Annotated in this window: 23 protein-coding genes and 1 tRNA gene; 19 read left to right on the top strand and 5 right to left on the bottom strand. The window is 71.4% G+C overall.

Features of this window, described 5'->3' with window-relative positions; translation table 11 throughout:
- Positions 1-12 precede the first annotated feature (12 nt).
- The 10 genes from ACIGCK_RS05915 (at position 13) to ACIGCK_RS05870 (ending at position 10,779) form a co-directional block, all read left to right on the top strand.
- Positions 13-1,011, top strand: coding sequence for a hypothetical protein (locus ACIGCK_RS05915; RefSeq protein WP_396664571.1), 999 nt, complete (start codon positions 13-15; stop codon positions 1,009-1,011).
- Positions 1,012-1,070: 59 nt separating this feature from the next.
- The gene (locus ACIGCK_RS05910) at positions 1,071-1,928 is read left to right on the top strand and encodes an MEDS domain-containing protein (protein WP_396664569.1); all 858 of its coding nucleotides are present in this window, start codon (positions 1,071-1,073) and stop codon (positions 1,926-1,928) included.
- Positions 1,929-2,039: 111 nt separating this feature from the next.
- Positions 2,040-3,935: a molecular chaperone DnaK gene (gene dnaK, locus ACIGCK_RS05905; protein ID WP_396664567.1), complete on the top strand. Its 1,896-nt coding sequence runs from the start codon at positions 2,040-2,042 to the stop codon at positions 3,933-3,935.
- 8 nt (positions 3,936-3,943) lie between these two features.
- Positions 3,944-4,447, top strand: coding sequence for a nucleotide exchange factor GrpE (locus tag ACIGCK_RS05900; protein WP_396664565.1), 504 nt, complete (start codon positions 3,944-3,946; stop codon positions 4,445-4,447).
- Complete coding sequence (locus tag ACIGCK_RS05895; RefSeq protein ID WP_396664563.1) at positions 4,447-5,412, top strand: DnaJ C-terminal domain-containing protein; 966 nt, start codon at positions 4,447-4,449, stop codon at positions 5,410-5,412. Before ACIGCK_RS05900 ends, ACIGCK_RS05895 begins: the two co-directional genes overlap by 1 nt.
- Entirely contained in the window at positions 5,409-5,738 is a 330-nt protein-coding gene (locus ACIGCK_RS05890; RefSeq protein ID WP_396664561.1) for a chaperone modulator CbpM, read from the top strand. The genes ACIGCK_RS05895 and ACIGCK_RS05890 overlap by 4 nt, the downstream gene beginning before the upstream one ends.
- Positions 5,729-8,362: an ATP-dependent chaperone ClpB gene (gene clpB, locus ACIGCK_RS05885; protein ID WP_396664559.1), complete on the top strand. Its 2,634-nt coding sequence runs from the start codon at positions 5,729-5,731 to the stop codon at positions 8,360-8,362. Before ACIGCK_RS05890 ends, clpB begins: the two co-directional genes overlap by 10 nt.
- The gene (gene trxA / locus ACIGCK_RS05880) at positions 8,359-8,859 is read left to right on the top strand and encodes a thioredoxin (RefSeq protein WP_396664558.1); all 501 of its coding nucleotides are present in this window, start codon (positions 8,359-8,361) and stop codon (positions 8,857-8,859) included. The genes clpB and trxA (ACIGCK_RS05880) overlap by 4 nt, the downstream gene beginning before the upstream one ends.
- Entirely contained in the window at positions 8,856-9,134 is a 279-nt protein-coding gene (locus ACIGCK_RS05875; RefSeq protein WP_396664556.1) for a UBP-type zinc finger domain-containing protein, read from the top strand. The genes trxA (ACIGCK_RS05880) and ACIGCK_RS05875 overlap by 4 nt, the downstream gene beginning before the upstream one ends.
- Positions 9,112-10,779 (top strand): FAD-dependent oxidoreductase, encoded by a 1,668-nt coding sequence (locus tag ACIGCK_RS05870; RefSeq protein ID WP_396664555.1) that lies wholly within the window; start codon positions 9,112-9,114, stop codon positions 10,777-10,779. Before ACIGCK_RS05875 ends, ACIGCK_RS05870 begins: the two co-directional genes overlap by 23 nt.
- A 35-nt stretch (positions 10,780-10,814) precedes the next feature.
- On the opposite strand, the gene ACIGCK_RS05865 is transcribed toward ACIGCK_RS05870, so the two are convergent.
- Positions 10,815-10,887 (bottom strand) — tRNA-Met (locus ACIGCK_RS05865).
- Between the two features lie 124 nt (positions 10,888-11,011).
- On the opposite strand from ACIGCK_RS05865, the gene ACIGCK_RS05860 reads away from it, so the two are divergent.
- The 4 genes from ACIGCK_RS05860 (at position 11,012) to ligD (ending at position 16,772) form a co-directional block, all read left to right on the top strand.
- Positions 11,012-11,893, top strand: a complete 882-nt coding sequence (locus tag ACIGCK_RS05860) for a CHAD domain-containing protein (RefSeq protein ID WP_396664553.1) — start codon at positions 11,012-11,014, stop codon at positions 11,891-11,893.
- An 84-nt stretch (positions 11,894-11,977) separates the two neighbouring features.
- Entirely contained in the window at positions 11,978-14,467 is a 2,490-nt protein-coding gene (locus tag ACIGCK_RS05855; protein ID WP_396664551.1) for an ATP-dependent helicase, read from the top strand.
- 37 nt (positions 14,468-14,504) lie between these two features.
- Positions 14,505-15,686 (top strand): SseB family protein, encoded by a 1,182-nt coding sequence (locus ACIGCK_RS05850; RefSeq protein ID WP_396664550.1) that lies wholly within the window; start codon positions 14,505-14,507, stop codon positions 15,684-15,686.
- A 60-nt stretch (positions 15,687-15,746) separates the two neighbouring features.
- Positions 15,747-16,772 (top strand): non-homologous end-joining DNA ligase, encoded by a 1,026-nt coding sequence (ligD, locus tag ACIGCK_RS05845; RefSeq protein WP_396664548.1) that lies wholly within the window; start codon positions 15,747-15,749, stop codon positions 16,770-16,772.
- 6 nt (positions 16,773-16,778) lie between these two features.
- Here ligD and ACIGCK_RS05840 read toward each other — a convergent pair whose 3' ends face one another.
- Both ACIGCK_RS05840 and ACIGCK_RS05835 read right to left on the bottom strand, forming a co-directional pair.
- Positions 16,779-17,810: an ATP-dependent DNA ligase gene (locus ACIGCK_RS05840; RefSeq protein ID WP_396664546.1), complete on the bottom strand. Its 1,032-nt coding sequence runs from the start codon at positions 17,808-17,810 to the stop codon at positions 16,779-16,781.
- Positions 17,811-17,835: 25 nt separating this feature from the next.
- Positions 17,836-18,990, bottom strand: a complete 1,155-nt coding sequence (locus tag ACIGCK_RS05835) for an AI-2E family transporter (RefSeq protein WP_396664544.1) — start codon at positions 18,988-18,990, stop codon at positions 17,836-17,838.
- Positions 18,991-19,107: 117 nt separating this feature from the next.
- On the opposite strand from ACIGCK_RS05835, the gene trxA (ACIGCK_RS05830) reads away from it, so the two are divergent.
- A complete protein-coding gene (trxA, locus tag ACIGCK_RS05830) occupies positions 19,108-19,488 on the top strand; it encodes a thioredoxin (RefSeq protein WP_396664542.1) in 381 nt (126 codons plus the stop codon).
- 19 nt (positions 19,489-19,507) lie between these two features.
- Here trxA (ACIGCK_RS05830) and ACIGCK_RS05825 read toward each other — a convergent pair whose 3' ends face one another.
- The gene (locus ACIGCK_RS05825) at positions 19,508-20,767 is read right to left on the bottom strand and encodes an acyl-CoA dehydrogenase family protein (protein WP_396664541.1); all 1,260 of its coding nucleotides are present in this window, start codon (positions 20,765-20,767) and stop codon (positions 19,508-19,510) included.
- Between the two features lie 74 nt (positions 20,768-20,841).
- Complete coding sequence (locus ACIGCK_RS05820; RefSeq protein ID WP_330170286.1) at positions 20,842-21,516, bottom strand: helix-turn-helix domain-containing protein; 675 nt, start codon at positions 21,514-21,516, stop codon at positions 20,842-20,844.
- A 135-nt stretch (positions 21,517-21,651) separates the two neighbouring features.
- Here ACIGCK_RS05820 and ACIGCK_RS05815 point away from each other — a divergent pair, with 135 nt between their 5' ends.
- The 4 genes from ACIGCK_RS05815 to ACIGCK_RS05800 all read left to right on the top strand — a co-directional run bounded on the left by ACIGCK_RS05815 (position 21,652) and on the right by ACIGCK_RS05800 (position 25,944).
- On the top strand, positions 21,652-23,253 hold the full coding sequence (locus ACIGCK_RS05815; RefSeq protein ID WP_396664539.1) for an FAD-dependent oxidoreductase: 1,602 nt from the start codon (positions 21,652-21,654) through the stop codon (positions 23,251-23,253).
- 82 nt (positions 23,254-23,335) lie between these two features.
- On the top strand, positions 23,336-24,499 hold the full coding sequence (sucC, locus tag ACIGCK_RS05810; RefSeq protein ID WP_396664538.1) for an ADP-forming succinate--CoA ligase subunit beta: 1,164 nt from the start codon (positions 23,336-23,338) through the stop codon (positions 24,497-24,499).
- 31 nt (positions 24,500-24,530) lie between these two features.
- Positions 24,531-25,433, top strand: coding sequence for a succinate--CoA ligase subunit alpha (sucD, locus tag ACIGCK_RS05805; protein WP_330170283.1), 903 nt, complete (start codon positions 24,531-24,533; stop codon positions 25,431-25,433).
- Positions 25,434-25,506: 73 nt separating this feature from the next.
- A complete protein-coding gene (locus ACIGCK_RS05800; protein WP_330170282.1) occupies positions 25,507-25,944 on the top strand; it encodes a nitroreductase family deazaflavin-dependent oxidoreductase in 438 nt (145 codons plus the stop codon).
- Positions 25,945-25,965: the final 21 nt, after the last annotated feature.

Below are 25,965 nucleotides of genomic sequence, written 5' to 3'. Positions count from 1 at the left end.
TACGTTTCGGGGATGGAGCCGATCCGCGTCGGGCTCGTCGCCGACCCGGCCTCGCCCACCGCCCTCGCGCGCCGTATGACCGATCTCGTCCCGCCCGACGGAGCCGATGCGGCCGGCTGGGACATCGAGGTGGTGAGCGAGCCGTTCACCCTGGGGTCCGAGGACGTCGACGTCGCGTTGGCGCGGCTGCGCGCGCATGCCGATCGCAACGGATGGGACCTCGTCATCGGTGTCACTGAGCTTCCGCTGCGCGACGTCGGCGGCCGCTACCTGCTGGCCGCGATCGACACCCAGCATCACGCGGCCGTGCTCTCCCTCCCTGCCCTCGGCGGGTTCCGGGTACGAGCTCGCGCGCGAAACGCGGTGCGAGGACTGGTCAGCGGCATGTCCGAGCCGACCTCGCCCGAAGAGCAGCGGCTGCCCCTGCCCGGGCTCAGTGCCCGCGGGCGGGTGCTCCTGGGAATGGTCATCGCCAATCGTCCATGGCTGCTTGCGACGGGGCTCAAGTCGGCGCTCGTCGCGGCCCTGGCCACCGGCGCGGTGGCGACGATCGAGCCCACGGTCTGGCTGCTCGCGGCATCCCTGTCGGGATGGCGACTCGGGGCGGCGACCATCGCCTCCATCGCGATCGTCATCGGCTGGATCGTGATCGACGGCGAGCTGTGGGACCACCCGGACGATGATTCGCCCGAGGCGCGGGAGAGGTCCCGCCTGTACAACACCTCGACGCTGCTGACGCTGACGATCGGCGTCGTCATCTGCTACGCGGCCCTGTACACCGTGAACCTCGCCTGGGCCCTCTTCGTCCTCGATCCGGCCGTGATGGGCGATTCGCTCGGCACCTCGGCCGAGTACGGCGATCTGTTCGTGCTCACCTGGTTCGTCGCGTCGGCGGCGACGCTCGGCGGTGCACTCGGCACGGGTCTGGCGTCAGACGAGGCGATCCGTGCAGCGGCGTATTCGAAGCGCGAAGAGGAGCGCCGCACGCGGCTCGCGGAGGAGCGGGCCTAGACCGGGACCCGTGCCGCGCATAGGGTCGGTGTCATGGAGCCGCACTCGAGGTGCTCCTCATGACCGACCTGCTCATGGGTATCCCCGGGGTGGGCGAGATCTATCCGGGAATGCACGTCTGCGCCCTGTTCTCGGGGCCGGTCGAGAGGGACCGCCTCCTGGCGCAGTTCGTGCAGGAGGGGCTCCGGCACGGCGACCAGTGCGTCTGCTTCATCGATGAACTCGAGCCGGCGCGCCTACGGCGGGGAGCCTTCGGGCCGGACGGCGTCGGCGACACGCGCCGCCCCGGCAGCCTCGCGGTGTACTCGGCGCCCGACGCCTACCTCCGGGCCGGGGAACCCGCCCCCCGGCAGAGGATCTCGCGCCTCGCCTCCGACCCCGGGTCATCCGCGGACGGCGCCCTGCCCCTGCTGCGCGCGGCCGGCCAGATGTCCGCCTGCGCCTCCCACGACCCCGGGACGACGGAGTTCGCCCGCTATGAGGCCGCGGTCGTCCGCATCCTCGCCGAGCTGCCCGCCGTCTTCCTCTGTCTGTACGACATGCGGCGCATCGGGGTGCACGTGCTCGCGGAGGTACTGAAGGCCCACTCGAGGGTCCTGCTCGATGGCACCGTGCTCTACAACCCCCACGGGGTGACCCCACCCGACCACCCGGAATCCACGTCGGGCGCCGGTGGTCGTGGGACCCTGATCGGTCAGGCGCACGGAGCCGACCCGTGGCGGTCGCTCACCGGCGCCGAGGTTCGGATCGCCGGGCTCGTCGGCGCGGGGATGACGAACCGCGCGACGGCCGAGGAGCTGATCGTCTCGCCCCACACCGTGGACGCGCATCTCAAGCACATCTACCAGAAGCTCGGCATCCACTCGCGGACCGAACTCGCCGTCCTCTCATTCCGCCACGGCTCGCCGGCCGACTGACGCCGGCGTCCGGTCGCCGGCGTACCGGTGCCCGCGATAACGCGTTTACGGGATGCCGCGAAAGGCGCCCGGCGAAAGCATGGGAGGGGTATCGAGCGAGAGGAGCGTGTCATGGGCCGGAGTGTGGGTATCGACCTGGGAACGACGAATTCGGTGATCGGGGCGATGGAGGGCGGAGCGCCACAGGTCATCCCCAATGCCGAGGGAAGCAGGACCACCCCCTCGGTGGTCGCATTCCTCGAAAGCGGTGAACGACTCGTGGGGCAGATGGCGCGGCGCCAGGCGATCATGAACCCCACGGGCACGATCTACTCGGCCAAACGCTTCATCGGACGCAAGTTCGACGAGGTCCAGAGCGAGATCCACACCGTCTCGTACGACGTCGTGGCCGGACCCGACGGCGCAGTCAGGTTCTCGGTCCACGGCAAGCTCTACGCGCCGGAGGAGATCTCGGCGCAGGTGCTGCGCAAGCTGGTGGACGATGCGGGCAAGGCGCTGGGCGAGCGGGTCACCGAAGCGGTGATCACGGTTCCCGCCCACTTCAACGACGCCCAGCGGCAGGCCACGAAGGATGCGGGGAAGATCGCCGGCATCGAGGTGCTCCGCATCATCAACGAGCCCACCGCTGCAGCCCTCGCCTACGGGATGGAGAAGCTCGAGAACGAGACCATCCTCGTCTTCGATCTCGGGGGCGGGACCTTCGACGTCAGCCTCCTCACGGTCGGTGAGGGCGTCGTCGAGGTCCGGTCGACCGCGGGAGACACGCACCTGGGAGGCGACGACTTCGACCGGCGCATCGTGGACTACCTCGCGGACGAGTTCAAGAAGGAGGTCGGCATCGACCTGCGCCAGGACCCGCAAGCCCTGCAGCGCCTGTTCGAGGCGGCGGAGAAGGCGAAGGTCGACCTGTCGGCCGTCACCCAGACCGCGGTGAACCTCCCGTTCGTGACGGCGGACGCGTCGGGTCCGAAGCATCTCAACGTCAACCTCATGCGCTCGACGTTCGAGCAGCTCACGGCGGATCTCGTCGAACGCTGCATGGATCCCGTGAAGCAGGCGCTGGCGGACGCGAAGCTCACCGCGGATGACATCGATGAGGTCATCCTCGTCGGCGGCTCCACGCGCATCCCGGCGGTGCAGGCGCTGGTTCGCCGGATGACCGGCGGCAAGGACCCCAACATGACCGTCAACCCGGACGAGGTGGTCGCGCTCGGCGCGGCCGTCCAGGCGGCCATCATCAAGGGCGAGGTGAAGGACGTCCTGCTCCTCGACGTCACGCCGCTCTCGCTGGGGCTGGAGACGCAGGGTGGGGTGATGACCAAGGTGATCGAGCGCAACACCACGATCCCGGCGCGACGCACCGAGGTCTTCAGTACCGCCGAGGACAATCAGCAGGCCGTCGACGTCGTGGTCCTCCAGGGGGAGAGGGAGCGCGCGAGCGACAACCGGGCTCTCGCACGCTTCCGGCTCGAGGACATCCGGCCGGCGCCTCGGGGCGAGCCCCAGATCGAGGTCACCTTCGACATCGACGCCAACGGCATCCTGCACGTGTCTGCGAAGGACAAGGACACCGGTGCCGAGCAACAGGTCACCATCAGCGAGACCTCCACCCTGACACCCGAGGACATCGACCGGATGCTCTCGGACGCCGAGGCGCACCGCAGCGAGGACGCCCAGCTCCGTGAGTTCGTCGACGCCCGCAACGAGCTCGACTCGGTCGCCTACCGGGTGCAGCGGGAGCTCACGGAGGCCGGCGACGAGGTTCCCCCTCACGACCGCGCCCGGGCGGAGATGCTGATCGGTGAGGCTCGTGCCGCGCTCGACGAGCAGACGCCGATCGACCGCCTGCGCTCGCTCACGGGCGAGCTGCACCAGATGGCTCAGGCCCTGAGCGCGTCCGTCCGGAGCCAGGCTCGTCCCGGGGCCGACGCATCGGCCGGATCCGGCCAGGCGGGATCCGGCGACGACGCGGACGATGTGATCGACGCCGAGTTCACCGCACACTGAGCGTCATCATGTCCGGACAGGAGATGCCCGAGCGCGAGCTCGACGGTGAGGGCGCGGCGGAGGGCGAGACCGACACCGCGAAGCAGGTCGCGGAACTCGAGGACCTGTGGCGCCGTACCGCCGCAGAGCTGGACAACTTCCGGAAGCGGTGCGCGAGGGATATCGTCCGTGCCCGCGAGCAGGAGCGGGCGTCGGTGGCGTCCCGCTGGCTGCCCGTCCTCGACAACCTCGAGCGCGCCCTCGAGCATGCGGTGTCCGACTCCGATCAGATCGTCGAGGGGGTGCGTGCCGTGCATCAGCAGGCAGTCGCCGTCCTCACCGACTTGGGCTATCCCCGGCGCGACGACGAGACCGGCAAGCCCTTCAACCCCGCCCACCACGAAGCCGTCGGCACGATCGCCGATGCGGACCTCGTTCCCGGGACGATCGCGCACGTGGTGCGGCCCGGCTACGGGCCCGACAGCGAGGTCCTCCGGCCGGCGACCGTGATCGTCGCGACCAGGAGCGAGTGATGGCCCGAGACGCCTACGAGGTCCTCGGCGTCTCCCGCGATGCCGACCAGTCGGAGATACAGCGGGCCTACCGCAGGCTCGCCCGCAAGCTCCACCCCGACATCAACAAGGACCCCGGCGCGGAGGACGAGTTCAAGGAGCTCTCCGAGGCCTACGACGTGCTCTCCGACCCCGACCAGCGCAAGCGGTACGACGCGTTCGGCCCGGACTTCCGACGCGTCGGTGCCGACGTGGATCCCGACGCCTACCGCCGGGCGCGCGCCCATGCGCACGCCGGGGCGGGTGGCGGGGGGTTCGGCGGCTGGGGCGGCGCCGGGCCGTCGGGGGATTTCCAGTACTCCGGCTTCGGCGGCGAGGTGGACCTGGAGAACCTGCTCGGCGGGATATTCGGTGCACGCGGGCGCGGGCGGGGCGGATGGGGGCCGGTCTCCGGCGCCGACCAGGAGACGGAGGTGGAGGTGACCGTCGAGGAGGCGTACAGCGGGACCCAGCGCACCCTGTCGATCAGCGACGCCGGCGGCGCGCGCACCATCGACGTCACCATTCCCCCCGGAGTCGTGGACGGGCAGCGGATCCGGTTGCGCGCCCAGGGAGGTCAGGGCTCCGGCGGCGGCGCGCCGGGAGATCTCTATCTCATCGTCCGCATCGCACCGCATCCCCGTTACCGGCCGGACGGTCGGGACCTGCACGTGCTGCTGCCCGTCGCGCCGTGGGAGGCGGCGCTCGGTTCGTCGGTGCCCATCGAGACTCCCGGCGGCCCCGCCACCCTCAAGGTCCCGGCGGGCACCGCCAGTCACCGGCGGCTGCGGCTGAAGGCCCGCGGGCTGCCCAATCAGCGGGGCAGGCCGGGCGACCTGTACGCCGAAGTCCAGATCAAGACGCCCACGTCGCCGACAGCGCGGGAACGGGAGCTGTTCGAGCAGCTCGCCAAGGCATCGACCTTCGACCCGAGGAGGGCGTCATGATCGACACGACCACGGGAACACGGTGGCCCCTGGCCCGCCCCTACCGCCTGAGCCTGGACAGCTACGCCCGGATCACCGGCGTGCATCCGGACCTGGTCCGCCGACTGGTCGCGCTCGGACTCCTCGAGATCACCCGGGACGCCGAGGGCGACCTGTGGTTCGACCCCTCGCAGGTTCGCGAGATGGCGACGATCCAGCGGCTGCACATGCGGCTGAACCTCACGTACGCATCGATCGGACTCGTGATGGACCTGCTCGATCGGATCTCCGAGCTCGAGAGATCGCAACGGCGTTCGCGCGCAGAGAGGGGACTTCGATGGACCTGAACAGACTCACCCAGAAATCGCAGGAGGCATTGCACGACGCGCAGACCAAGGCGCTGCGCTTCGGGCATCAGGAGGTCGACGGCGAGCACCTGCTGCTGGCGCTGCTCGAGCAGAGCGAGGGGCTGGTGCTGCCGCTGCTGACGCGGTCGGGCGCCGATGCGGAGCGGCTGAGGGAGGACCTGGCGGCCGAGCTCGAGAAGCGCCCGCGCGTCACGGGGTCCGGTGTCGAGCCGGGGAAGGTGTACGTCACCCAGAGGTTCAACCGTCTCCTCGACGCCGCCGATCAGGAGGCCCGGAGGCTCAAGGACGACTACGTCTCCGTGGAGCACCTGGTCGTCGCGCTCATCGACGAGGGATCCGGCTCGGCAGCCGGTCGGATACTGGCGCAGCACGGCGTGACACGGGACTCGTTCCTGAAGGCGCTGACCGCGGTGAGGGGATCCCAGCGGGTGACGTCCGCGACCCCGGAGGGGACCTACGAAGCCCTCGCCAAGTACGGTCGCGACCTCGTCGCCGATGCGGCCGCGGGGCGGCTGGAGCCGGTGATCGGCCGCGACGCGGAGATCCGTCGGACGATCCAGATCCTGTCCCGCAAGAGCAAGAACAACCCCGTGCTGATCGGCGAGCCCGGTGTCGGGAAGACGGCGATCGTCGAGGGGCTGGCTCAGCGGATCCACCACGGCGACGTGCCCGAGGGGCTGCGCGGGAAGACGGTGTTCGCGCTGGACATGGCCGCCCTCGTGGCCGGCGCGAAATACCGGGGCGAGTTCGAGGAGCGGTTGAAGGCGGTGCTCAACGAGGTGCTGGCCGCCCAGGGGAGCATCCTGCTGTTCGTCGACGAGCTGCACACCGTCGTCGGTGCCGGCGCGACCGAAGGGGCGATGGATGCGGGCCAGATGCTCAAGCCCATGCTGGCGCGGGGCGAGCTGCACATGATCGGGGCCACGACGCTCGACGAGTACCGCACCCACATCGAGAAGGATGCCGCCCTCGAGCGCCGGTTCCAGCCCGTCGTCGTCGACGAACCGAGCATCGAGGACGCCCTGTCGATCCTCCGAGGTCTGCGCGAACGGTTCGAGGTCTTCCACGGCGTCAAGATCCAGGACGGCGCGCTGGTGGCCGCGGTCAGCCTGAGCCACCGTTACATCTCCGAGCGATTCCTCCCCGACAAGGCCATCGACCTGGTCGACGAGGCCTGCGCGATGCTGCGCACCGAGATCGACTCGATGCCGGCCGAGCTGGACGAGCTCACCCGCCGGGTGACCCGCTTGGAGATCGAGGAGGCGGCGGTGGCGCAGGAGACCGACCCGGCCAGCCAGCGGCGGCTCGAGGAGCTGCGCAGGGAACTGGCCGACCTCCGGGCGGAGGCGGATGCCATGCGCGCCCAGTGGGAGGCGGAGCGCCAGGCGCTTCGCGAGGTGCAGGCGCTGCGGCGGGAGATCGAGCAGGTGCGCATCGAGAGCGAACGGGCCGAGCGGGAGTACGACCTGAACAGGGCGGCGAGCCTGCGCCACGGCAAGCTGCCGGATCTGGAACGCCGGCTCCGGGCGAGCGAGGAACGTCTCGAGGTCAAGCAGGGCGAGAGGCGTCTGCTGCGAGAGGTCGTCACGGCCGACGAGATCGCCTCGGTCGTGGCTCGGTGGACCGGCATCCCGGTGAGTCGCCTTCAGGAGGGCGAGCGGGCGAAGATCCTCCGGCTCGACGAGGTGCTCCACGAGCGGGTGATCGGCCAGGACGAGGCCGTGCAGCTGGTCGCCGACGCCGTCGTGCGGGCGCGCTCCGGCATCAAGAACCCGAGCCGCCCGATCGGCTCGTTCATCTTCCTCGGCCCGACGGGCGTCGGGAAGACGGAACTGGCGAAGGCGCTCGCGGAAGCCCTCTTCGACAGCGAGGAGAACATCATCCGCATCGATATGAGCGAGTATCAGGAGCGGCACACCGTGAGCCGTCTCGTGGGGGCCCCGCCCGGATACGTGGGATTCGAGGAAGGCGGCCAGCTGACCGAGGCCGTCCGGCGCAAGCACTACTCGGTGATCCTGCTCGACGAGATCGAGAAGGCCCACGTCGACGTCTTCAACATCCTGCTCCAGGTGCTCGACGACGGGCGCCTCACCGATTCGCACGGCCGCACGGTCGACTTCCGCAACAGCGTCATCATCATGACCTCCAACCTCGGGTCGGAGTACCTGCTCGACGGGGTCACGCCCGACGGCGAGGTGGAACCGGAGGCCCGCGGGATGGTGATGGGCTCGCTGCGATCCCACTTCCGACCCGAGTTCCTCAATCGGATCGACGAGATCGTGCTGTTCAAGCCGTTGACGTTCGAGGAGATCGAGCGCATCGTCGACCTCCAGCTCGACGAGCTGCGGGAGCGCCTCGCGGAGCACCGGATCACGCTCGAGGTCACGCCGCAGGCCCAGCGGTTCATGGCGGAGGAGGGGTTCGACCCGGCGTACGGTGCTCGCCCGCTGCGCCGCTTCATCTCCCGCGAGGTGGAGACACGCGTGGCGCGCGCGCTCCTTCGCGGCGACGTGTCCGAGGACGCCACGATCGTGGTCGGCCTCGCCGAAGGTGAGCTGACCGTCGCGATGAGGCGACCCGACGAGCACGAGGTGGCGGCATGAGCACGACGACGAATGGCCCGACGACGGTCGTAGCATGTCCGCACTGCGGCACGAAGAACCGGGTGCCGACGGTCGCCCAGGGGGCTCCCCGCTGCGGAAACTGCAAGAACCCGCTTCCCTGGACGGTCGAGACGTCCGACGCGGACTTCGGCGCGGTCGTGGATGCATCGACCGTCCCGGTGCTCGTGGACGTATGGGCGCCGTGGTGCGGTCCGTGCCGCATGGTCAGCCCGGCCCTGGAGCAGCTGGCGACGGAGCTCGCGGGGAAGCTGAAGCTCGTGAAGGTCAACGCGGACGAGGCGCCCGGGGTGAGCCGCCGGTTCGGCGTGCAGGCGATCCCGACGCTGATCCTGATGCACCGCGGGAACGTGATCGACACGCAGATCGGCGCGGCGCCCGCCCGTGCCCTGCGGGCGTGGCTGACCGAGCACCTTCCCGAGGAACAGAAGGAGCACGACCGTTCGGACGACTCGTCCACGGGGGAGGGCCGGCAGTGAACGCGGACTTCGGCCGGCTCGTCCGGGACGCGCACCTCGTGCTGGTGCGGCCGGTGGGACCGCCGCGGGCCACGGGCTGCGAGGAATGCCTGCGGCTGGGAACGCCGTGGGTGCACCTCCGGCAGTGCCTCACCTGCGGTCAGATCGTCTGCTGCGACTCCTCGCCGATGCGCCACGCGCGCGCGCACGCCGCGACGATGGGCCACGTCATCGTGCGCTCGATCGAGCCGGGGGAGAGCTGGAGGTGGTGCTATGCCGACGAGCAGTTCGTCTGATGCGGACTCCTCCGACCCCGCGGAGACCCCCGACGTCCACGGCGCCTATCCGCGGCTCGCCGACGAGCAGATCATGCTGCTCTCCCGCTACGGGGAACGCAAGCGGCTGACCAGGGGCGCCACGCTGTTCTGCGAGGGCGACCGCGACTGCGGCCTGTTCGTCGTGCTCGACGGGCTGGTGCGGGTGACCCAGGATCACCCGCCGAGCGGGGGCTCGCGGGTGATCGCCGTCCACGGGCGGGGGCGCTTCGTGGGCGATCTGTCGATGCTGACCGGGCAGGCCGTCTACGTCACGGCGGTGGCCCAGACCGACGTCGACGTCGTGGAGATCCGCTACGACCGGCTCAAGGAGGCCGTCGCCCAGGATCAGGCGCTCGGGGATCTGATCCTGCGGGCGTTCATCCTGAGGCGCAGCATCCACGCCGACCTCGGTATCGGCCTGCGGATCATCGGCTCGCGATACTCGGCCGACACGCGCCGGCTGCGCGACTTCGCCAGCCGCAATCGTGTCCCGTACCGCTGGGAGGACCTCGAGACGGATCCGGAGGCCGAAAGCACGCTGCAGGCGCTGGGCGTCTCACCCGACGAGACCCCCATCGTGATCTGGAAGGGACACACGGTCCTCCGCAACCCCCGCAACACGGAACTCGCCGCGCTCCTGGGCCTGCGGGATGCCGCGCCGCCGAGCGATGCGGTGGACATCGTGGTGGTCGGCGCCGGACCGGCCGGTCTCGCCGCGGCGGTCGCCGCGGCATCCGAGGGGCTCTCGACGGTCGTGCTCGACGCGATCGCGACGGGCGGTCAAGCGGCGACCTCGTCGCAGATAGAGAACTACCTCGGCTTCCCGGCGGGCATCTCCGGGGCAGAGCTCGCAGACCGGGCGGTGGTCCAGGCCCGCAAGTTCGGCGCCACGTTCATGATCCCCGGCGAGGCGCGGTCCCTGCAGCGCATCGACGGCCACTTCCAGGTGGGACTGGCCGACGGGGCCCGAGTGGACGCCAGCACGGTGGTTCTCGCGACGGGCGTGCGGTTCCGCCGGCTCGGCGTGCCCGGCATGGACCGCTTCGAGGGAGCGCACGTGTACTACGCGGCCACCGAGTTCGAGGCGCGTCTCTGTCGCGGCGACGCGGCCGTCATCGTCGGCGGTGGCAACTCCGCCGGACAGGCCGCCCTGTTCCTGGCCCGGACCGCGGCGGACGTGACCCTCGTGATCCGCCACGACGACCTCGCCCGGGACATGTCCCGCTACCTCGCGGAGCGGATCACCTCCGACCCCCGTGTGCGGGTCTGGAACAACTGCGAGGTGCGCGAGCTGCGCGGCGAGCAGCGCCTCGAAGAGGTGGTCGTCGAAGACCTCAGGACCGGCGAGCGCCGGCCGGTCGCAGCGAGCGCCCTCTTCGTGCTGATCGGCTCCGAGCCGCACACCCGATGGCTCACCGGCGCGATCGCGCTCGACGAGCGGGGATTCGTGCTGACCGGCGCCGGCCCGGAGGGCGCCTCGATGTTCGGGACCTCGAGCGCGGGCGTCTTCGCGATCGGGGACGTGCGCAGCGGCTCGGTGAAGCGAGTCGCCTCCGCGGTGGGCGAGGGCGCGGTCGCCGTGCGCCTCGTGTACGAGCATCTCGTCCGGGCCGGCCGGCGGTGACGCGCGGACTCTGGGAACCCTCGCAGCGGTAGTCGACGCGACGGCGGGAGTCGAACCCGCAGCGCGCCCGGGTATGAACCGGTGCCCGGGACCACCCGGATCGCCGCGATGTCTCGACGCTATCCAGGCGCCCGCGCTTCGTCGACCCCGTTTACGCAGAGTTTCCCCGCGTGTCCCGCCATGACGCGGGCCGCCATGGGAGAGCGGCACGACGCGGTCGTAGGGTGGGGCCGTGAGCGACGATGCGGCCCCCGAGACGGGAGATGTCGTGCGGGTGATCCTCCGCGCCGCCGCCGACGCGGTGCGGGACACCCGCGACGCGGCGCTCGCCGACGAGGACGACGGCGTGCACCGGCACCGGACCGCCGTGCGACGGCTGCGCAGCGTGCTCGCCGCCTTCGCGCCCCCGCTGGATCCCGCCGCCGCGGCGCGCCTGCGCGTGCTGTTCGCCGAGTGGGGCGGCCGGCTCGGGGTGGTCAGGGATGCCGAGGTGCGCGCGTCGTCCGCCGCCGCCGCGCTCGACGATGCAGGCATCGAGGATGCCGGCATCCGCCGCCGGCTCGTCGACGACGAGCGCTCGGAGTACCGCCGCCTGCATGCCCGGCTGGGCGAGCTCGCGACCGGGTCGCGCCTCGCGGAGGCGGACGCGCTCTTGCGGGAGGTGGTGGAGAGCCCGGCACTCGTCGGCGCCGACGACCCCGCATCGGCGGTGCTGCGCCGGATCCTCCGCGACCAGGCGCGGCGTGTGCGCCGCGCGGCGAAGAGCCTCGACGGAACGATCGAGCGCCTGCACGCGGTGCGCAAAGCCGCGCGGCGGCTGCGCTACGTCGCGGAGGCGATCGCCTCGGCATCCGAGCCGGCCGACGACCGTCTGACCGAGCTGGCGGCCGCGGGCGAGTCGGTGCACGACCTGCTCGGCGACCACCGCGATCTGCTGCTCTTCGCCGACGGCGTCGAGCGCGAACGCGCCCGGGCCGCGCGCGCGGTCGAGCCGGTCGCGCCCTACGACGCCCTAGCGGACGGTGCACGCCTCGAGGCGGCTGCGCGACTCGAGGCGCTGGACGGGGCGCTGGAGCGGATCCGTGCCGCGGGGAAGGCGTTGCGCCGAGGCTAGCGGCGCGTTCCGGCCGCGTCCCGAACGTCGCTCGCGCGGGCAGCCGGTGTCGGTGTCGGATGCCGCGCCTACACTTGAGACGCCATGACCGACGCCTCCACGCCCCTCATCGTCGGCTCCTCGAACGGCGATTCCGCCGCGGGGTCGCCGCGTCCCGACGCCGACCTCCTCGAGGGCCTGAACCCGCAGCAGCGCGAGGCGGTCGAGTACCGTGGGCCGGCGCTGCTGATCGTCGCGGGGGCCGGCTCGGGCAAGACGAGCGTGTTGACGCGGCGCATCGCATCGCTGCTGCGCACGCGCGAGGCGTGGCCCAGTCAGATCCTCGCGATCACCTTCACGAACAAGGCGGCGGCCGAGATGCGCGAGCGCGTCGGCGCGCTCATCGGCGACACCGCCCGCGGGATGTGGATCTCGACCTTCCACTCGGCGTGCGTGCGCATCCTCCGCCGCGAGGCCGAGAACTTCGGCTTCAAGACCTCCTTCACGATCTACGACTCCGGAGACTCGCGCGCCCTCGTCAAGCGCCTCGTCAAGGAGCACGAGGCCGATCGCTACGGGCTCACGCCCGCCGCCGTGCAGGGCAAGATCTCCAAGCTCAAGAACGAGCTCGCGGATGCCGAGTCGTATGCCCGCACGGCGAACATGTCCGACCCGGCCGAGCGCGTGTTCGTCGAGGTCTTCGCCGACTACCAGCGCGCCCTCACCCGGGCCAACGCCTTCGACTTCGACGACCTCATCGCGCAGACGGTCTATCTCTTCCGCGCCTTCCCGAAAGTGGCCGACGTCTACCGTCGTCGTTTCCGCCACGTGCTCGTCGACGAGTACCAGGACACCAACCACGCGCAGTACGCCCTGATCCACGAGCTCACCCGTCCGCCGGGAGAGGGCGACGAGCCCGCTCCCTACGACGGTGGCGGCGGCATGATGATCTTCGAGCCGGCACCGCAGCCGGCGGGCGCGGCCGAGGCCGGTGCATCCCTCACCGTCGTGGGCGACTCCGACCAGTCGATCTACGCCTTCCGCGGCGCCGACATCCGCAACATCAGCGAGTTCGAGCGCGACTTCCCCGGCGCGAAGGTCGTGCTGCTCGAGCAGAACTACCGCTCCACGCAGAACATCCTGAGCGCGGCGAACGCCGTCATCAGCAACAACTTCGACCGCAAGGAGAAGAAGCTGTGGACCGACGTGGGGGCGGGCGACCCGATCGTCGGCTTCACCGGCTACTCGCAGCACGATGAAGCCCAGTTCGTCGCGGACGAGATCGAGGCGCTGCACCGCGGCGGGCTCGCCTACGGCGACGTCGCCGTGTTCTACCGCACCAATTCGCAGTCGCGCGCGCTGGAGGAGATCTTCATCCGCTCCGCGCTGCCCTACAAGATCATGGGCGGCACGAAGTTCTACGAGCGCGCCGAGATCAAGGATGCGATGGCGTACCTCATCGCCGTGGCGAATCCCACCGACGAGATGGCGGTGCGCCGCATCCTCAACAAGCCCCGTCGCGGCATCGGCGACGTGACCGAGACGGCCATCGCCCGCTACGCCGCGGAGCAGGGCATCAGCTTCCGCGACGCCCTCGCGAACGCCTCGGCCCTGGGCGTCGGCCCCAAGATCCAGGCGGCGATCACCCAGCTCGACGCCGTCCTCGCCGAGGCCACGGCCCTCATGCTGCCGCCCTCGGGCGAGATCGCCCCCTCCACCTCCGTGGCCGACGGCCTCGCGCTGCTGCTGAACAAGAGCGGCTACATGGACGCGCTGCGGGCGAGCCGCGATCCGCAGGACGAGGCGCGCCTCGAGAACCTCGACGAGCTCGTGTCGGTGACGAAGGAGTTCGCCCGGAACAACCCCGACGGCACCGTCATCGACTTCCTCACAGAGGTCGCCCTCGTCTCCGACGCAGACGACCTCGAGGATGCCTCCGGCTCCGTCTCGCTCATGACGATGCACACGGCGAAGGGGCTCGAGTACGACGCGGTCTTCGTCACCGGCGTCGAGGAGGACCTGATCCCGCACCGGATCTCGGCGAACGAACCCGGGGGTCCGGCGGAGGAGCGGCGCCTCTTCTACGTCGGCATCACCCGGGCCCGCAAGAAGCTGCACCTCTCGCTCGCCATGACGCGCGCGCAGTTCGGCGAGGTCACCGTCGCGATGCCCAGCCGCTTCCTGCAGGAGATCCCCGCCGAGCTCATCGACTGGCGCCAGTCGCCGGGAGACGTGAACTCGCGCGGGGGAGGCTCCCGCGCCCTCAACGCGCGGCGTCCCGGCGCCCGTGGCGGGTCGTCGAACTGGGGTGCTCGTTCCCTGCCCGAGGGGGGATCGGCGTCGCGCCGCTTCGGCGACGACCTCGTGCCGAAGTCGAGTTCGATCGACCGCTTCCCCAACCGCATTCCCGCGAAGGTGCGCGACAACGGCGACCTCGAACTCGCCCCGGGCGACCGCATCCGCCACGACGACTTCGGCGAGGGGCGGGTCGACGCCGTCACGGGCGAGGGGGCCAAGCGCATCGCCCACGTGCGCTTCGACGCCGCCGGGCAGAAGAAGCTGCTGATCAAGGTCGCCCCGATCGTCAAGCTCTGAGGGCGGCGGCGCCACCCGGCGCGGTTAGTCTGGAGCGATGGCTCTCTTCTCGAGGCGCCCCAAGGCGACGGATGCCGCGGCATCCGCCGACGGGGCCATCCCCGCCCAGCCCGACGAATCCCCCGCCCCGGGCGGTTCCGCCGTCGAGGGCGGTCCGCAGGGCGGCGCGCAGGACACGGCCGCCGAGCCGGCGCCGCAGGTGAACATCTCGGTCTCCACCTTCCGGGGGGTGGGGGCGGTGCGCCCGCCCGAGGCGTCCGAGGCTCGCCTGACGCAGCAGGCCTCCGGCGCCGACCCGATCGCGCCCGCCGCCCCGCCCCGCCGCTCCGCGCCGGCCGAGGCGCCGCCGGCGCGCGAGAGCGTGCCGGGCATGAAGGACAACGTGCTGCTCGTGCAGGCGCTGTCGGAGCTGGACGAGCCGGTGACGGCGCCGCAGCTGCTCGAGGTCGCGCGGCAGCTCCTGCAGGGCCACGTCTTCCTGCGCATCAGGGGCGACGCCCGTGCCCTGCTCGCGGAGGGCAAGGAGCTGCCCCTCGCCGTGGCCAAGCGGGGCGACGACCAGTTCGTGCTCGCCTACAGCTCCGGCTCCGCCCTGCAGGATGCCGTGCGGGCCGACGGCCAGACCGACACCTCCGCCGTCCCGCAGCCGGCGCTCGCCGTCGTCAAGCACGTCGTCGCGGGCCCGTACGCCGGTCTGCTGATCGACGGCGCCTCCGCGCCGGCACGTGCGATCCTGCCGCGCACCGTGCTCGAGCCCGCGCTCACGCAGGCCGACGAGGCCATGCGCGTGAAGACGCTGCTGGCCGCGCCGCGCACGCCCGAGGTGGCGGCCTCGCTCGCCGAGGCGCTCGCCGAGACACCCGTGTGGGTCGCGGTGCGAAACACCGCCCCCGAGGGCGAGACACCCCGCATGGGCATCGCCGAGGCGCGCACGGCCGACGGCCGCCGCCTGCTCGAGGTGTACTCGCACCCGCTCGAGATCGTCGCGATGGGGCGCGGCGATCGGCCGCTGCCCTTCCCTCCGGCTCAGCTGGGCAAGGCGCTGCGCGACCACCCCGAGATGGCCGGCGTGATCGTCGACCCCGCGGGGCCGTGGCTCGCGCTCGACCGGGATGTGCTCGCGCCCGTCCTCGCGCTGCCCGAGCCCGCTGCTGCCGCTGCGGCATCCGGCACCACGGGACCGGGCCGCCCCGAACCGGGCGGCGCCAAGGCGGAGTGAGCCGGCGCGGGCCCCTCCGCGAGGGTGACGGATCCGCGCGCGGGGCCTAGGGTCGGGACCATGGCGTCCGAGCGCATCACCCTCACCGTCCCGGGTCCCAATGGCGACCGCGAGGTGGGGCTGTCGAGCCCCGATCGCGTGATCTGGCCCGAGGTCGGCATCACCAAGCGCGAGCTCGCCGAGTACATCACGAGCGTGTCCGGGCCCTTCCTCGCCGCCAACGGCGACCGCCCCGTGTCGCTCGAGCGCTTCCCCGACGCCGTGGGCGGCGAGAGCTTCTTTTCCAAGAACCCCCCGAAGGGCGCTCCCGACTACGTCGGCGCCGTCACGGTCACCTACAACAGCGGCCGACGCCACCCGCAGGTGGTGCTCTCCGAGCCCGCGGCGGCGGTGTGGGCCGTGCAGATGAACACGGTCGTGTTCCACCCGTGGGCGTCGCGCGCCGACGACACCGACAATCCCGTCGAGATGCGCATCGACCTCGACCCCCAGCCCGGCACCGGCTTCGCGCAGGCCGTGCCCGCCGCGCGGGCGCTGCGCGAGGTGCTGCGCGAGGCGGGCCTGGAGTCCTGGATCAAGACGAGCGGCAACCGCGGCATCCACCTGTTCTGCCCCATCGAGCCGGCTCACGAGTTCCTCGACGTGCGCCACGCCGTGATCGCCGCGGGGCGCGAGCTCGAGCGGCGGATGCCCGACCGGGTGACGACGAACTGGTGGAAGGAGGAGCGCGGCGAGCGCATCTTCGTCGACTTCAACCAGGCCAACCGCGATCGCACGATGGCGGGCGCCTACTCGCCGCGCGCGCTGCCGACGGCGACCGTGTCGACCCCGATCGAGTGGGACGAGCTCGACGAGTGCGACCCCGCGTCGTTCACGGTTCGCACCATCCCGGCGCGACTCGCCGAGCGCGGTGACCCGTGGGCGGAGTTCTCCGCGCATCCCGGGAGCATCGACACCCTGCTCGAGTGGTGGGAGCGCGACCTTGCGAACGGACTGGGCGAGCTGCCGTTCCCGCCCGAGTTCCCGAAGATGCCGGGGGAGCCCCCGCGCGTGCAGCCGAGCCGCGCGCGCACTCCCGACGCCTGACGATCCTCAGACCAGCACGCGCCCGAGGTCGTAGGCGGCGACCTGTTCGAGCTGGTCGAAGCGACAGGATGCCGCGTCGCGGTCGGGCCGCCAGCGCTCGAACTGCACGGTGTGCCGGAAGCGCATGCCCTCGAGCTGGTCGTAGCGCACCTCGAGCACCCGCTCCGGTCGCAGCTTGACGAACGAGACGTCCTTGCCACCGGAGAAACGCGAGCGATCGGACTCGCCCGTGACGGCGACCCCGTCGGCATCCCGCTCCACCAGCGGTGCCAGCTCGTCCACGAGCTCGAGCCGGCGCCGGTCGCTCCACGCGGCGACCCCGCCGACGCTGCGCAGGGTGCCGTCGGCGTCGTAGAGCCCCACCAGCAGTGACCCCACGCCGCGCCCGCTCTTGTGCACGCGGTATCCGATGGCGATGACGTCGGCGGTGCGCACGTGCTTGATCTTCAGCATCGCCCGCTTGCCCGGCGCGTACGGCTGATCGAGCGGCTTCGCGACGACGCCGTCCAGACCCGCGCCCTCGAACCGTGCGAGCCAGTGCCGGGCGAGCGCGGCGTCCGTCGTCGTCCGGGTCAGGTGCAGGGGGTGCGGCACGTCCGCCATGAGCGCCTCGAGCCGCTCACGTCGCTCGGCGAAGGGGCGCTCCGCGATGTCCTCCGATCCGTCGACGAGGAGGTCGAACCCCACGATCATGGCGGGGGTCTCGGCGGCGAGCGTGCGCACGCGCGACTGCGCGGGGTGGATGCGCTGGGACAGCGCCTCCCAGTCCAGGCGCTGCGAGCCGGGCTCGCCGCGCGCGACGACGATCTCGCCGTCGATGAGGGCGGGGCGGGGCAGCAGCCGCGGGATCGCCTCGACGAGTTCGGGGAAGTAGCGGGTCAGGGGCTTGGCGCCTCGGGAGCCCAGCTCGACGCTCTCGCCGTCCCATGACACGAGCACGCGGAACCCGTCCCACTTGGGCTCGAAGCTCAGCCCCGGCCGCTCGGGCACGTCGGCCACCGCCTTGGCCAGCATCGGTGCGGGGATCTCGTGCGACATGTCCGGCTCCTGCTCCAGTCCCGGGCTACGCGACCTCTTCGGCCCGCTTCTGGCGCGCCCAGCGGGCGGGGGTGTCCTCGCCGTCCCACACCTGCGCGATGCCCCAGGCGACCGCCGTGATGGGCACGGCGAGCACCGCGCCGAGGACGCCGCCGAGCACGGTGCCGATCGTCAGGGCGATCAGGACGACGAACGCGTGGAGCTTGAGCGTGCGGCCCATGAGCACGGGCTGCAGGAAGTTGCCCTCCAGCTGGTTGACGAGAACGACGATCCCGACGACGAAGAGAGCGTTGACGAGGCCGTTCGAGACGAGGGCGACGAGGGCGGCGAGGATGCCGGCGAGGGTCGCGCCGACGATCGGGATGAACGCCAGGAGGAAGACGAGCACGGCGAGGGGCAGGGCGAGGGGCACCTGCAGGATGACGAGGCCGATGCCGATTCCCACGGCATCGACGAAGGCCACCGCCGCGGTGCCGCGGATGTAGGACCCGAGGGTCGTCACCGTCTTGTCGCCGATGCGGCGGGCCCGGGCGTAGTGGGCGCCGCGGAAGGGGCGAAGCAGGAACTCCCACAGCTGGGGGCCGTCCTTGAGGAAGAAGAAGAGGACGACGACGAGCAGCACGAAGCCGGTGATGAAGTTGGCGACCGCGCTCACGCCGGCCAGCGCGCCCGATCCGAACTGCGCGCTCGTGACGAAGTCGGTCGCGCTCGCGATCCACTCGTCGATCTGCGCCTGGTCGATCTCGAAGGGCAGCGTGCCGATCCATGCGATGACCTGCTGCACGCCCTCCTCGGCCTGCCCGTACAGCTCGTCCCACTGGTTGCGCACCGCCCACACGAGCAGCCAGCCGACGAGCCCGAGCAGCACGACGATGGTCAGCAGGGTCACGATCGTCGCCAGCAGGGAGGGCACGCCGTGCCGGCGCATCCACCCCATGACGGGAGCGAACGCGGAGGCGAGGATCAGGGCGATGACGACGGGGATCGTGACGACTGTGATCTGCTGCGTGCCGACGATGAGCGCCGCGGCGATGAGCAGCACGACGATGATCTGCAGGGAGCGGATCGCGAGTCGGCCGAATCCGTCGGCCCACAGGCTCCACGGCGCGCGCCGCGCCTCGAGGTCGACGCGCGACCCCTCGAGCCTGACCGTGCGGGGCGTGGAGCCGAAGAGAGCCATACGACGACCGTAGCGGCGGACGTCGCGGCATCCCAGCCCTTGCTCGGCGATGCGCCGTGTGCCGCTCTGAGGCCCGCCTCCGGGCCGCCCCCGTACCCCTGGGGGTACCATGGTGGCATGGCCACGACTGAGATCACGATCGACAACATCACCGACACCGTCTCCGGCGAGGGCATCGTGCTGCTCGACTTCTGGGCGGCGTGGTGCGGTCCGTGCCGCATGTTCGCCCCCGTCTTCGAGAAGGCCGCCGAGGAGCATCCCGACATCGTCTTCGGCAAGATCGACACCGAGGCGCAGCAGCAGCTCGCCGCCGGCTTCAACATCACCTCCATCCCCACGCTGATGGCCTTCCGCGACGGCATCATCGTCTTCGCTCAGCCGGGCGCCCTGCCCGCCGCGGCTCTGCAGCAGGTCATCGACGGCGTGCGCGGCCTGGACATGGACGACGTGCGCCGGCAGATCGCCGACCAGCAGGCGGAGTCGCAGGACACGCCCTGACCCCCTCGTGGGGGCGCCCTCAGGCGAAGGCGCTCACCCCCGTGATGTCGCGGCCGATGAGCAGGGCCTGGACCGACTCGGTCCCCTCGTAGGTGTGGATCGCCTCGATGTCGGCCATGTGCTGCATCACGACGTTCTCGATCAGGATGCCGTTGCCGCCGAGCAGGTCGCGGGCGCTCGCCGCGATGCGCCGCGCCGCGCGGGTGTTGTGGAACTTCGCGAGCGACGCCTGGGTGGGGCGCAGGATGCCGGATGCCTCGAGGTCGGCGAGGCGGCGGCAGTAGAGCTGCATCGCCGTGAGCTCCTCGAGCATCCGCGCGAGCCTCTCCTGCACCATCTGGAACCTCGCGAGCGGCTTGCCGAACTGCGTGCGCTGGCGGGAGTACGACAGGGCGGCCTCGTAGCAGGCGGTGGCGTGCCCGAGCGCCGACCACGCGACCCCGGAGCGCGTGGCGTAGAGCACCGTCGAGGCGTCCTTGAAGGTGCGGGCGCCGGGAAGCATCGCCTCGAGCGGCACGTGCACGTCGTCGAGGGTGATGCGGGCCTGGTGGATGCCGCGCAGCGACACCTTGCCGAGGATCGGCGTCCCGGTGTAGCCCGGGCGGTCCTGCTCGACGAGGAAGCAGCGCACGGCTCCGTGGTCGTCGGCGCCGGGGTCGTCCACGCGTGCCCAGACGAAGGTCACGCCGCCCGACGCTCCGTTGCCGATCCACTTCTTCGCGCCCCGGATGACCCACTCGCCGCCGTCGTCGGTCCTCACGCGGCGGGCGGTCGTCTCGAGCGAGACGGAGTCGGAGCCGTGGTCGGGCTCCGTCAGCGCGAACGCGCCCAGCACCTCGGCGCGCGCGAGCGGCTGCAGCCACGCGGCCTTCTGCGCGTCGCTTCCGAACAGCGCGAGGGTGCGCAGGGCGAGCCCGCCCTGCACCGCGAGCATCGTCCCGAGGGATCCGTCCCCGCGGGAGAACTCCATGTTGACCAGCCCCGCCCCGAGCGGGCTCAGGCGCGTGAGCCCCGCGTGGTCGATGCCGTCGGTGACCAGGTCGAGCTCGCCCATCCGACGTGCGACGTCCAGCGGGTACTCGGCGCGGTCCCACGCCTCGCGCATGCGGGGCGCCACCTCGTCGGCGAACGCCTGCGCGCGTTCCCAGACCGTCCGGTCCTCGTCCGCGACATCGGCGAAGACGGCGTAGTAGTCGGTGCCGAGGCGTGCGTCGACGTCGTAGGAGCGCACGCGCTCACCGGGCAGGGACTCGGCGTCGGCGCCGACCGCGGTTGTCATGCCGGAAGGGTACTCCGCGGCATCCGGTACCGGCAAACGCGGTACGCGGTTTCACCGGTACTCGAATCGCCGGGTCAGGCGTCCAGTTCCGCGCGCACGCGGCGGGCGATCTCGGCGGCCGGCATCGCGCGGGGGAAGACCGCGACGACGACGTCGTCGGGGGCGGCAGCGGCCGGCTCCGGGTGCACGCCATAGCGGCGCAGGGCCTCGTCGAGCGCGTCCTTGAGCACCGACACGGGCACGCGCCTGGTGCCGCGCAGCAGGCGGCGCAGGACGTGGTTGTGGAGGGCCGTCACGAGCGCGGCGAACCCGACGGCGTCGATCGGCTCGACGTCGGGCAGCGCCTGGCGCAGATAGTCGTCGAACAGCCTCTCGTAGCGGAAGACCGTGACGATCTCGCGGTCGCGCAGGGCGGGCACGTGCCGGACGATCTCGTATCGCAGCCGCGCGACCTGCGGGTCGTGCGCGAAGTGCCGATAGGCGCGCAGCGAGGCCTCGCACACGGCGAGCCAGGGATTGTCGTGGCCGCGGCCGAGGTAGGCCCGAAGCTCGTCGAGCAGCGCCTCGTGATCGGCGAAGACGACATCCTCCTTGCCGCCGAACTGGCGGAAGAAGGTGGACCGCGAGACACCCGCGGCCCTGGCGATCTGCTCGACCGAGGTCGCCTCGAACCCGTGCTGGGCGAACAGGTCGAGAGCCGCGGCGACGACGGTGGTGCGCGCGGCGGACGGGGACGGTGTCTCGCTCATCTCAATCGGCAAGCCTAGACCCGCACCGGGGGCGCCAGCGGTATCGAGGACGCGACCGGAGGAACCCGGTTCCACCGCTCGCCGCGCTGTCAAGCCCGTTGCCGGCGGCGCGGGGACGCCGGTTCACTGAGCAGCATGTCATCGCTCTGGCGCGCAGGCCGCACTCCCGTCCCCCCGACACCGTTCGCCCCGGGGCGGCACGAGGTCGTCGTCGTCGGCGCCGGCATCACAGGACTCAGCACGGCGCTCATGCTCGCCCGCTCCGGCCGTGACGTGGCGGTCGTCGAGGCCGGCGACGTCGCCGAGCTGTCGACGGGGGCGAACACGGGCAAGGTCTCCCTGCTGCAGGGGAGTGTGCTCGGGCAGCTCCGCCGGCACCACTCGGCGTCGCTCGTCCGCGCGTACGTCGACAGCAATCGCGCGGGGCAGGAATGGCTGACCGCGTTCGCGGAGGAGGAGGGGGTGCCCTTCACCCGTCGTGCCGCCTACTCCTTCGCCGAGTCGGCCGATGCCCTTCCGGGAGTGCGGGAGCAGATCCGCGCCGGCGTCGAGGCGGGACTGCCGGTGCAGTGGCGGGACGCGTCCGAGATCGAGGATGCGCCCTTCCCCGTCGCCGGCGCCGCCGTGCTCGAGAACCAGATCGCCATCGACCCGGTGGCCGTCGCCGATGCGCTGGCCCGCGCCTTCGTCGCCGCGGGCGGCACGCTGCACACCGCCACGCGCGTGTGCGATGTGCACGCCGTGCCGCACGCGATGGTTCAGACGGATGCCGGGGCGCTGCGCGCGGATCGCATCGTGCTCGCGACGGGCACCCCGATCATCGACCGTGGCCTGTACTTCGCCAAGACGCGGGGCATGCGCTCGCTGTGCGTCGCGTTCGACGTCGACGGCGACGTTCCCGAAGGGATGTACCTCTCGCTCGACGAGCCGTCGCACTCCATCCGCGCCGTCTCGCCGGCGGACGGTCCGTCCGGGCGGGCGCGGCTGATCGTCGGCGGCGGTGGGCACCCCGTAGGCCGGGCCCGCTCGGAGTCGGCTCTGTACGACGAGCTCGTCGACTGGACGAGCCGGCACTTCCCGGGTGCTCGCGAGACGCACCGCTGGTCGGCGCAGGACTATGAATCGCACAACCTCGTGCCCTTCGTCGGCGCGATGCCGCGGACGCTCGGCCGTGTGCGCTTCGCGACCGGGTTCAACAAGTGGGGCCTCACGAACGGGCCGGCGGCGGCGCTGCGCCTCGCCGCCGAGATCGCGGGCGTCCCGTTCCGGGAGCGGCCCGCGTGGATGATCGCGCTCGGGACCCGACTCACCGTGCCGGCCGATCTGGGCCGCGGCCTCCGGGAGAACGCCCTCGTGGGGAGGGAGGCGGCGCGCGGCTGGACCCTCGCCGAGGCGACGCCCGTGCCGCTCCCGCGACCGGCGGAGGGGGAGGGGGCGGTCGGCAACCGCGCCGGTGTCCCCGTGGGCGTGTCCACCGTCGGCGGGGTCACCCGCGCCGTGAGCGCGGTCTGCCCGCACCTCGGCGGCGTGCTCGCGTGGAACGACGCCGAATGCACGTGGGACTGCCCTCTGCACGCCTCGCGCTTCGCACCCGACGGCACCCGTCTGGAGGGCCCCGCCGTCGAGGACCTGCGTCGGCTGGGACGCGGCGCGCTCGAGGGCGAGGGGAACGGCCGGGGCGGCGCCCCGGTGCGAACCGACGGCGCCGACGGTTCGAGGTCGCCCGCCCGCCGGTAGTAGGCTGGGGCACCGGTCGATATCTCGACGTCGAGACGTTTTCTCGCGTCTCGAACCCGTTGCCCACTGAAGGACGAGCTACGTGGATCTCTACGAGTACCAGGCACGCGATCTATTCGAGAAGTACGAGGTGCCGGTTCTCCCGGGCATCATCGCCGACACCGCCGAGGAGGCGAAGGCGGCAGCGGAGAAGATCGGCGGCGTCGTCGTCGTGAAGGCGCAGGTGAAGGTCGGCGGTCGCGGCAAGGCGGGCGGTGTGAAGGTCGCGAAGACCCCCGATGAGGCCTACGAGGCCGCGAAGCAGATCCTCGGCCTCGACATCAAGGGCCACGTCGTGGGACGCGTCATGGTCGCCGCGGGCGCCAGGATCGCCACGGAGTACTACTTCTCGGTGCTGCTCGACCGCGCCAACCGCTCGTACCTCAGCCTCGCCAGCGTCGAGGGCGGCATGGAGATCGAGCAGCTGGCGGTCGAGAAGCCCGAGGCGCTCGCGCGCATCGAGGTGAACCCGCTCACGGGCATCGACGCCGAGAAGGCGCTCGAGATCGCCAAGGCCGCGGGCTTCGACGACGATCTCGCCCCGAAGGTGGCCGACGTCTTCATCAAGCTCTACGCCGTCTACACCGGCGAGGACGCCACGCTCGTCGAGGTCAACCCGCTCGTGCTGACGGAGGAGGGCGAGATCATCGCCCTCGACGGCAAGGTCTCGATCGACGAGAACGCCGCCTTCCGCCACCCCGACCACGAGGCGCTCGAGGACAAGGCCGCCGCCGATCCGCTCGAGGCGAAGGCGAAGGAGCACGACCTCAACTACGTCAAGCTCGACGGTCAGGTCGGCATCATCGGCAACGGTGCGGGCCTGGTCATGTCGACGCTCGACGTCGTCGCGTACGCCGGCGAGGCGCACGGCGGCGTGACCCCCGCCAACTTCCTCGACATCGGCGGCGGCGCCTCCGCGGCCATCATGGCGGCGGGTCTGGACGTCATCCTCGGCGACCCGCAGGTCAAGAGCGTCTTCGTCAACGTCTTCGGCGGAATCACGGCGTGCGACGCCGTCGCGAACGGCATCGTCGGCGCGCTCGACACGCTCGGCGACACGGCGTCCAAGCCCCTCGTCGTGCGTCTCGACGGCAACCGGGTGGAGGAGGGCCGCGCAATCCTCCGCGACTACGCCCACCCGCTGGTGACCCTCGCCTCGACCATGGACGAGGGCGCCGACAAGGCCGCCGAGCTCGCCAACGCCTGACCAGAGACATCCCGAAAAGAAACGCAGAGAAATGTCGATCTTCCTCAACAAGGACTCCAAGGTCATCGTCCAGGGCATCACCGGCGGCGAGGGCACCAAGCACACGGCGCTCATGCTCAAGGCCGGCACGCAGGTCGTCGGCGGCGTCAACGCCCGCAAGGCCGGCACGACGGTGTCGCACACGGATGCCGAGGGCAACGCCGTCGAGCTGCCCGTCTTCGCCTCGGTCGGCGAGGCCATGGCCGCGACGGGCGCCGACGTGTCGATCGCGTTCGTCCCCGCCGCGTTCACTAAGGACGCCATGATCGAGGCCATCGACGCCGAGATCCCGCTGCTCGTCGTCATCACCGAGGGCGTGCCGGTCGGCGACAGTGCCGAGGCCTGGGCCTACGCCCAGAGCAAGGGCAACGCTACGCGCATCATCGGCCCGAACTGCCCAGGCATCATCACCCCCGGCGAGTCGCTCGTGGGCATCACGCCCGCCAACATCACCGGCAAGGGGCCGATCGGCCTCGTGTCGAAGTCGGGCACCCTGACCTACCAGATGATGTTCGAGCTGCGCGACCTCGGTTTCTCGACCGCGATCGGCATCGGCGGCGACCCCATCATCGGCACGACGCACATCGACGCGCTGGCGGCGTTCGAGGCCGACCCCGAGACGAAGGCGATCGTCATGATCGGCGAGATCGGCGGCGACGCCGAAGAGCGCGCGGCCGACTTCATCAAGGAGAACGTCACCAAGCCGGTCGTCGGATACGTCGCGGGCTTCACCGCCCCCGAGGGCAAGACGATGGGCCACGCCGGCGCGATCGTCTCCGGCTCCGCGGGCACGGCGCAGGCCAAAAAGGAGGCCCTCGAGGCCGCCGGGGTCAAGGTCGGCAAGACGCCCTCCGAGACCGCCGCTCTCATGCGCGAGATCATCGAAGGGCTCTGAGCCCCGGTACCGCACGAAGGGGGCGGATGCCGCGGCATCCGCCCCCTTCGTCGTGTGCACGTATGCTGGCGCCATGCCCCTGAGCGGAGAATACCTACCCAGCACGGCCGAATGGGCGCGCACCCAGGCCGAGACCTACGAGGCCAGCGGCGGCACAGAGGGCAACCTGCTGCGCGGAGTGCCCGTCATCGTCCTCACGACCGTCGGTGCCAAGAGCGGCGGCCTGCGCAAGACGGCGCTCATGCGCGTCGAGCACGAGGGACGCTATGCCGTCGTGGCGTCCAAGGGCGGCGCCCCCGAGCCGCCGCAGTGGTACTGGAACATCCGCAAGAACCCCCATGTCGAGCTGCAGGACGGCGCCGACAAGCGGGACTACACGGCGCGCGAGCTCGAGGGCGCGGAGTACGACGAGTGGTGGGCCCGCGCCGCGGCGGTGTGGCCCGACTACGACGAGTACCGCCGCAAGACCGACCGCCGCATCCAGATGTTCGTGCTCGAACCGCTCGCCTGAGTGGGCCCGGGGGCCCCGCCG

This window comes from Microbacterium sp. NPDC078428, assembly GCF_044542535.1.
Classification (GTDB): Bacteria; Actinomycetota; Actinomycetes; order Actinomycetales; family Microbacteriaceae; genus Microbacterium; species Microbacterium limosum.
Note: the sequence above shows the minus strand (reverse complement) of the source record. Positions and strands in the feature narration are given on the sequence as shown.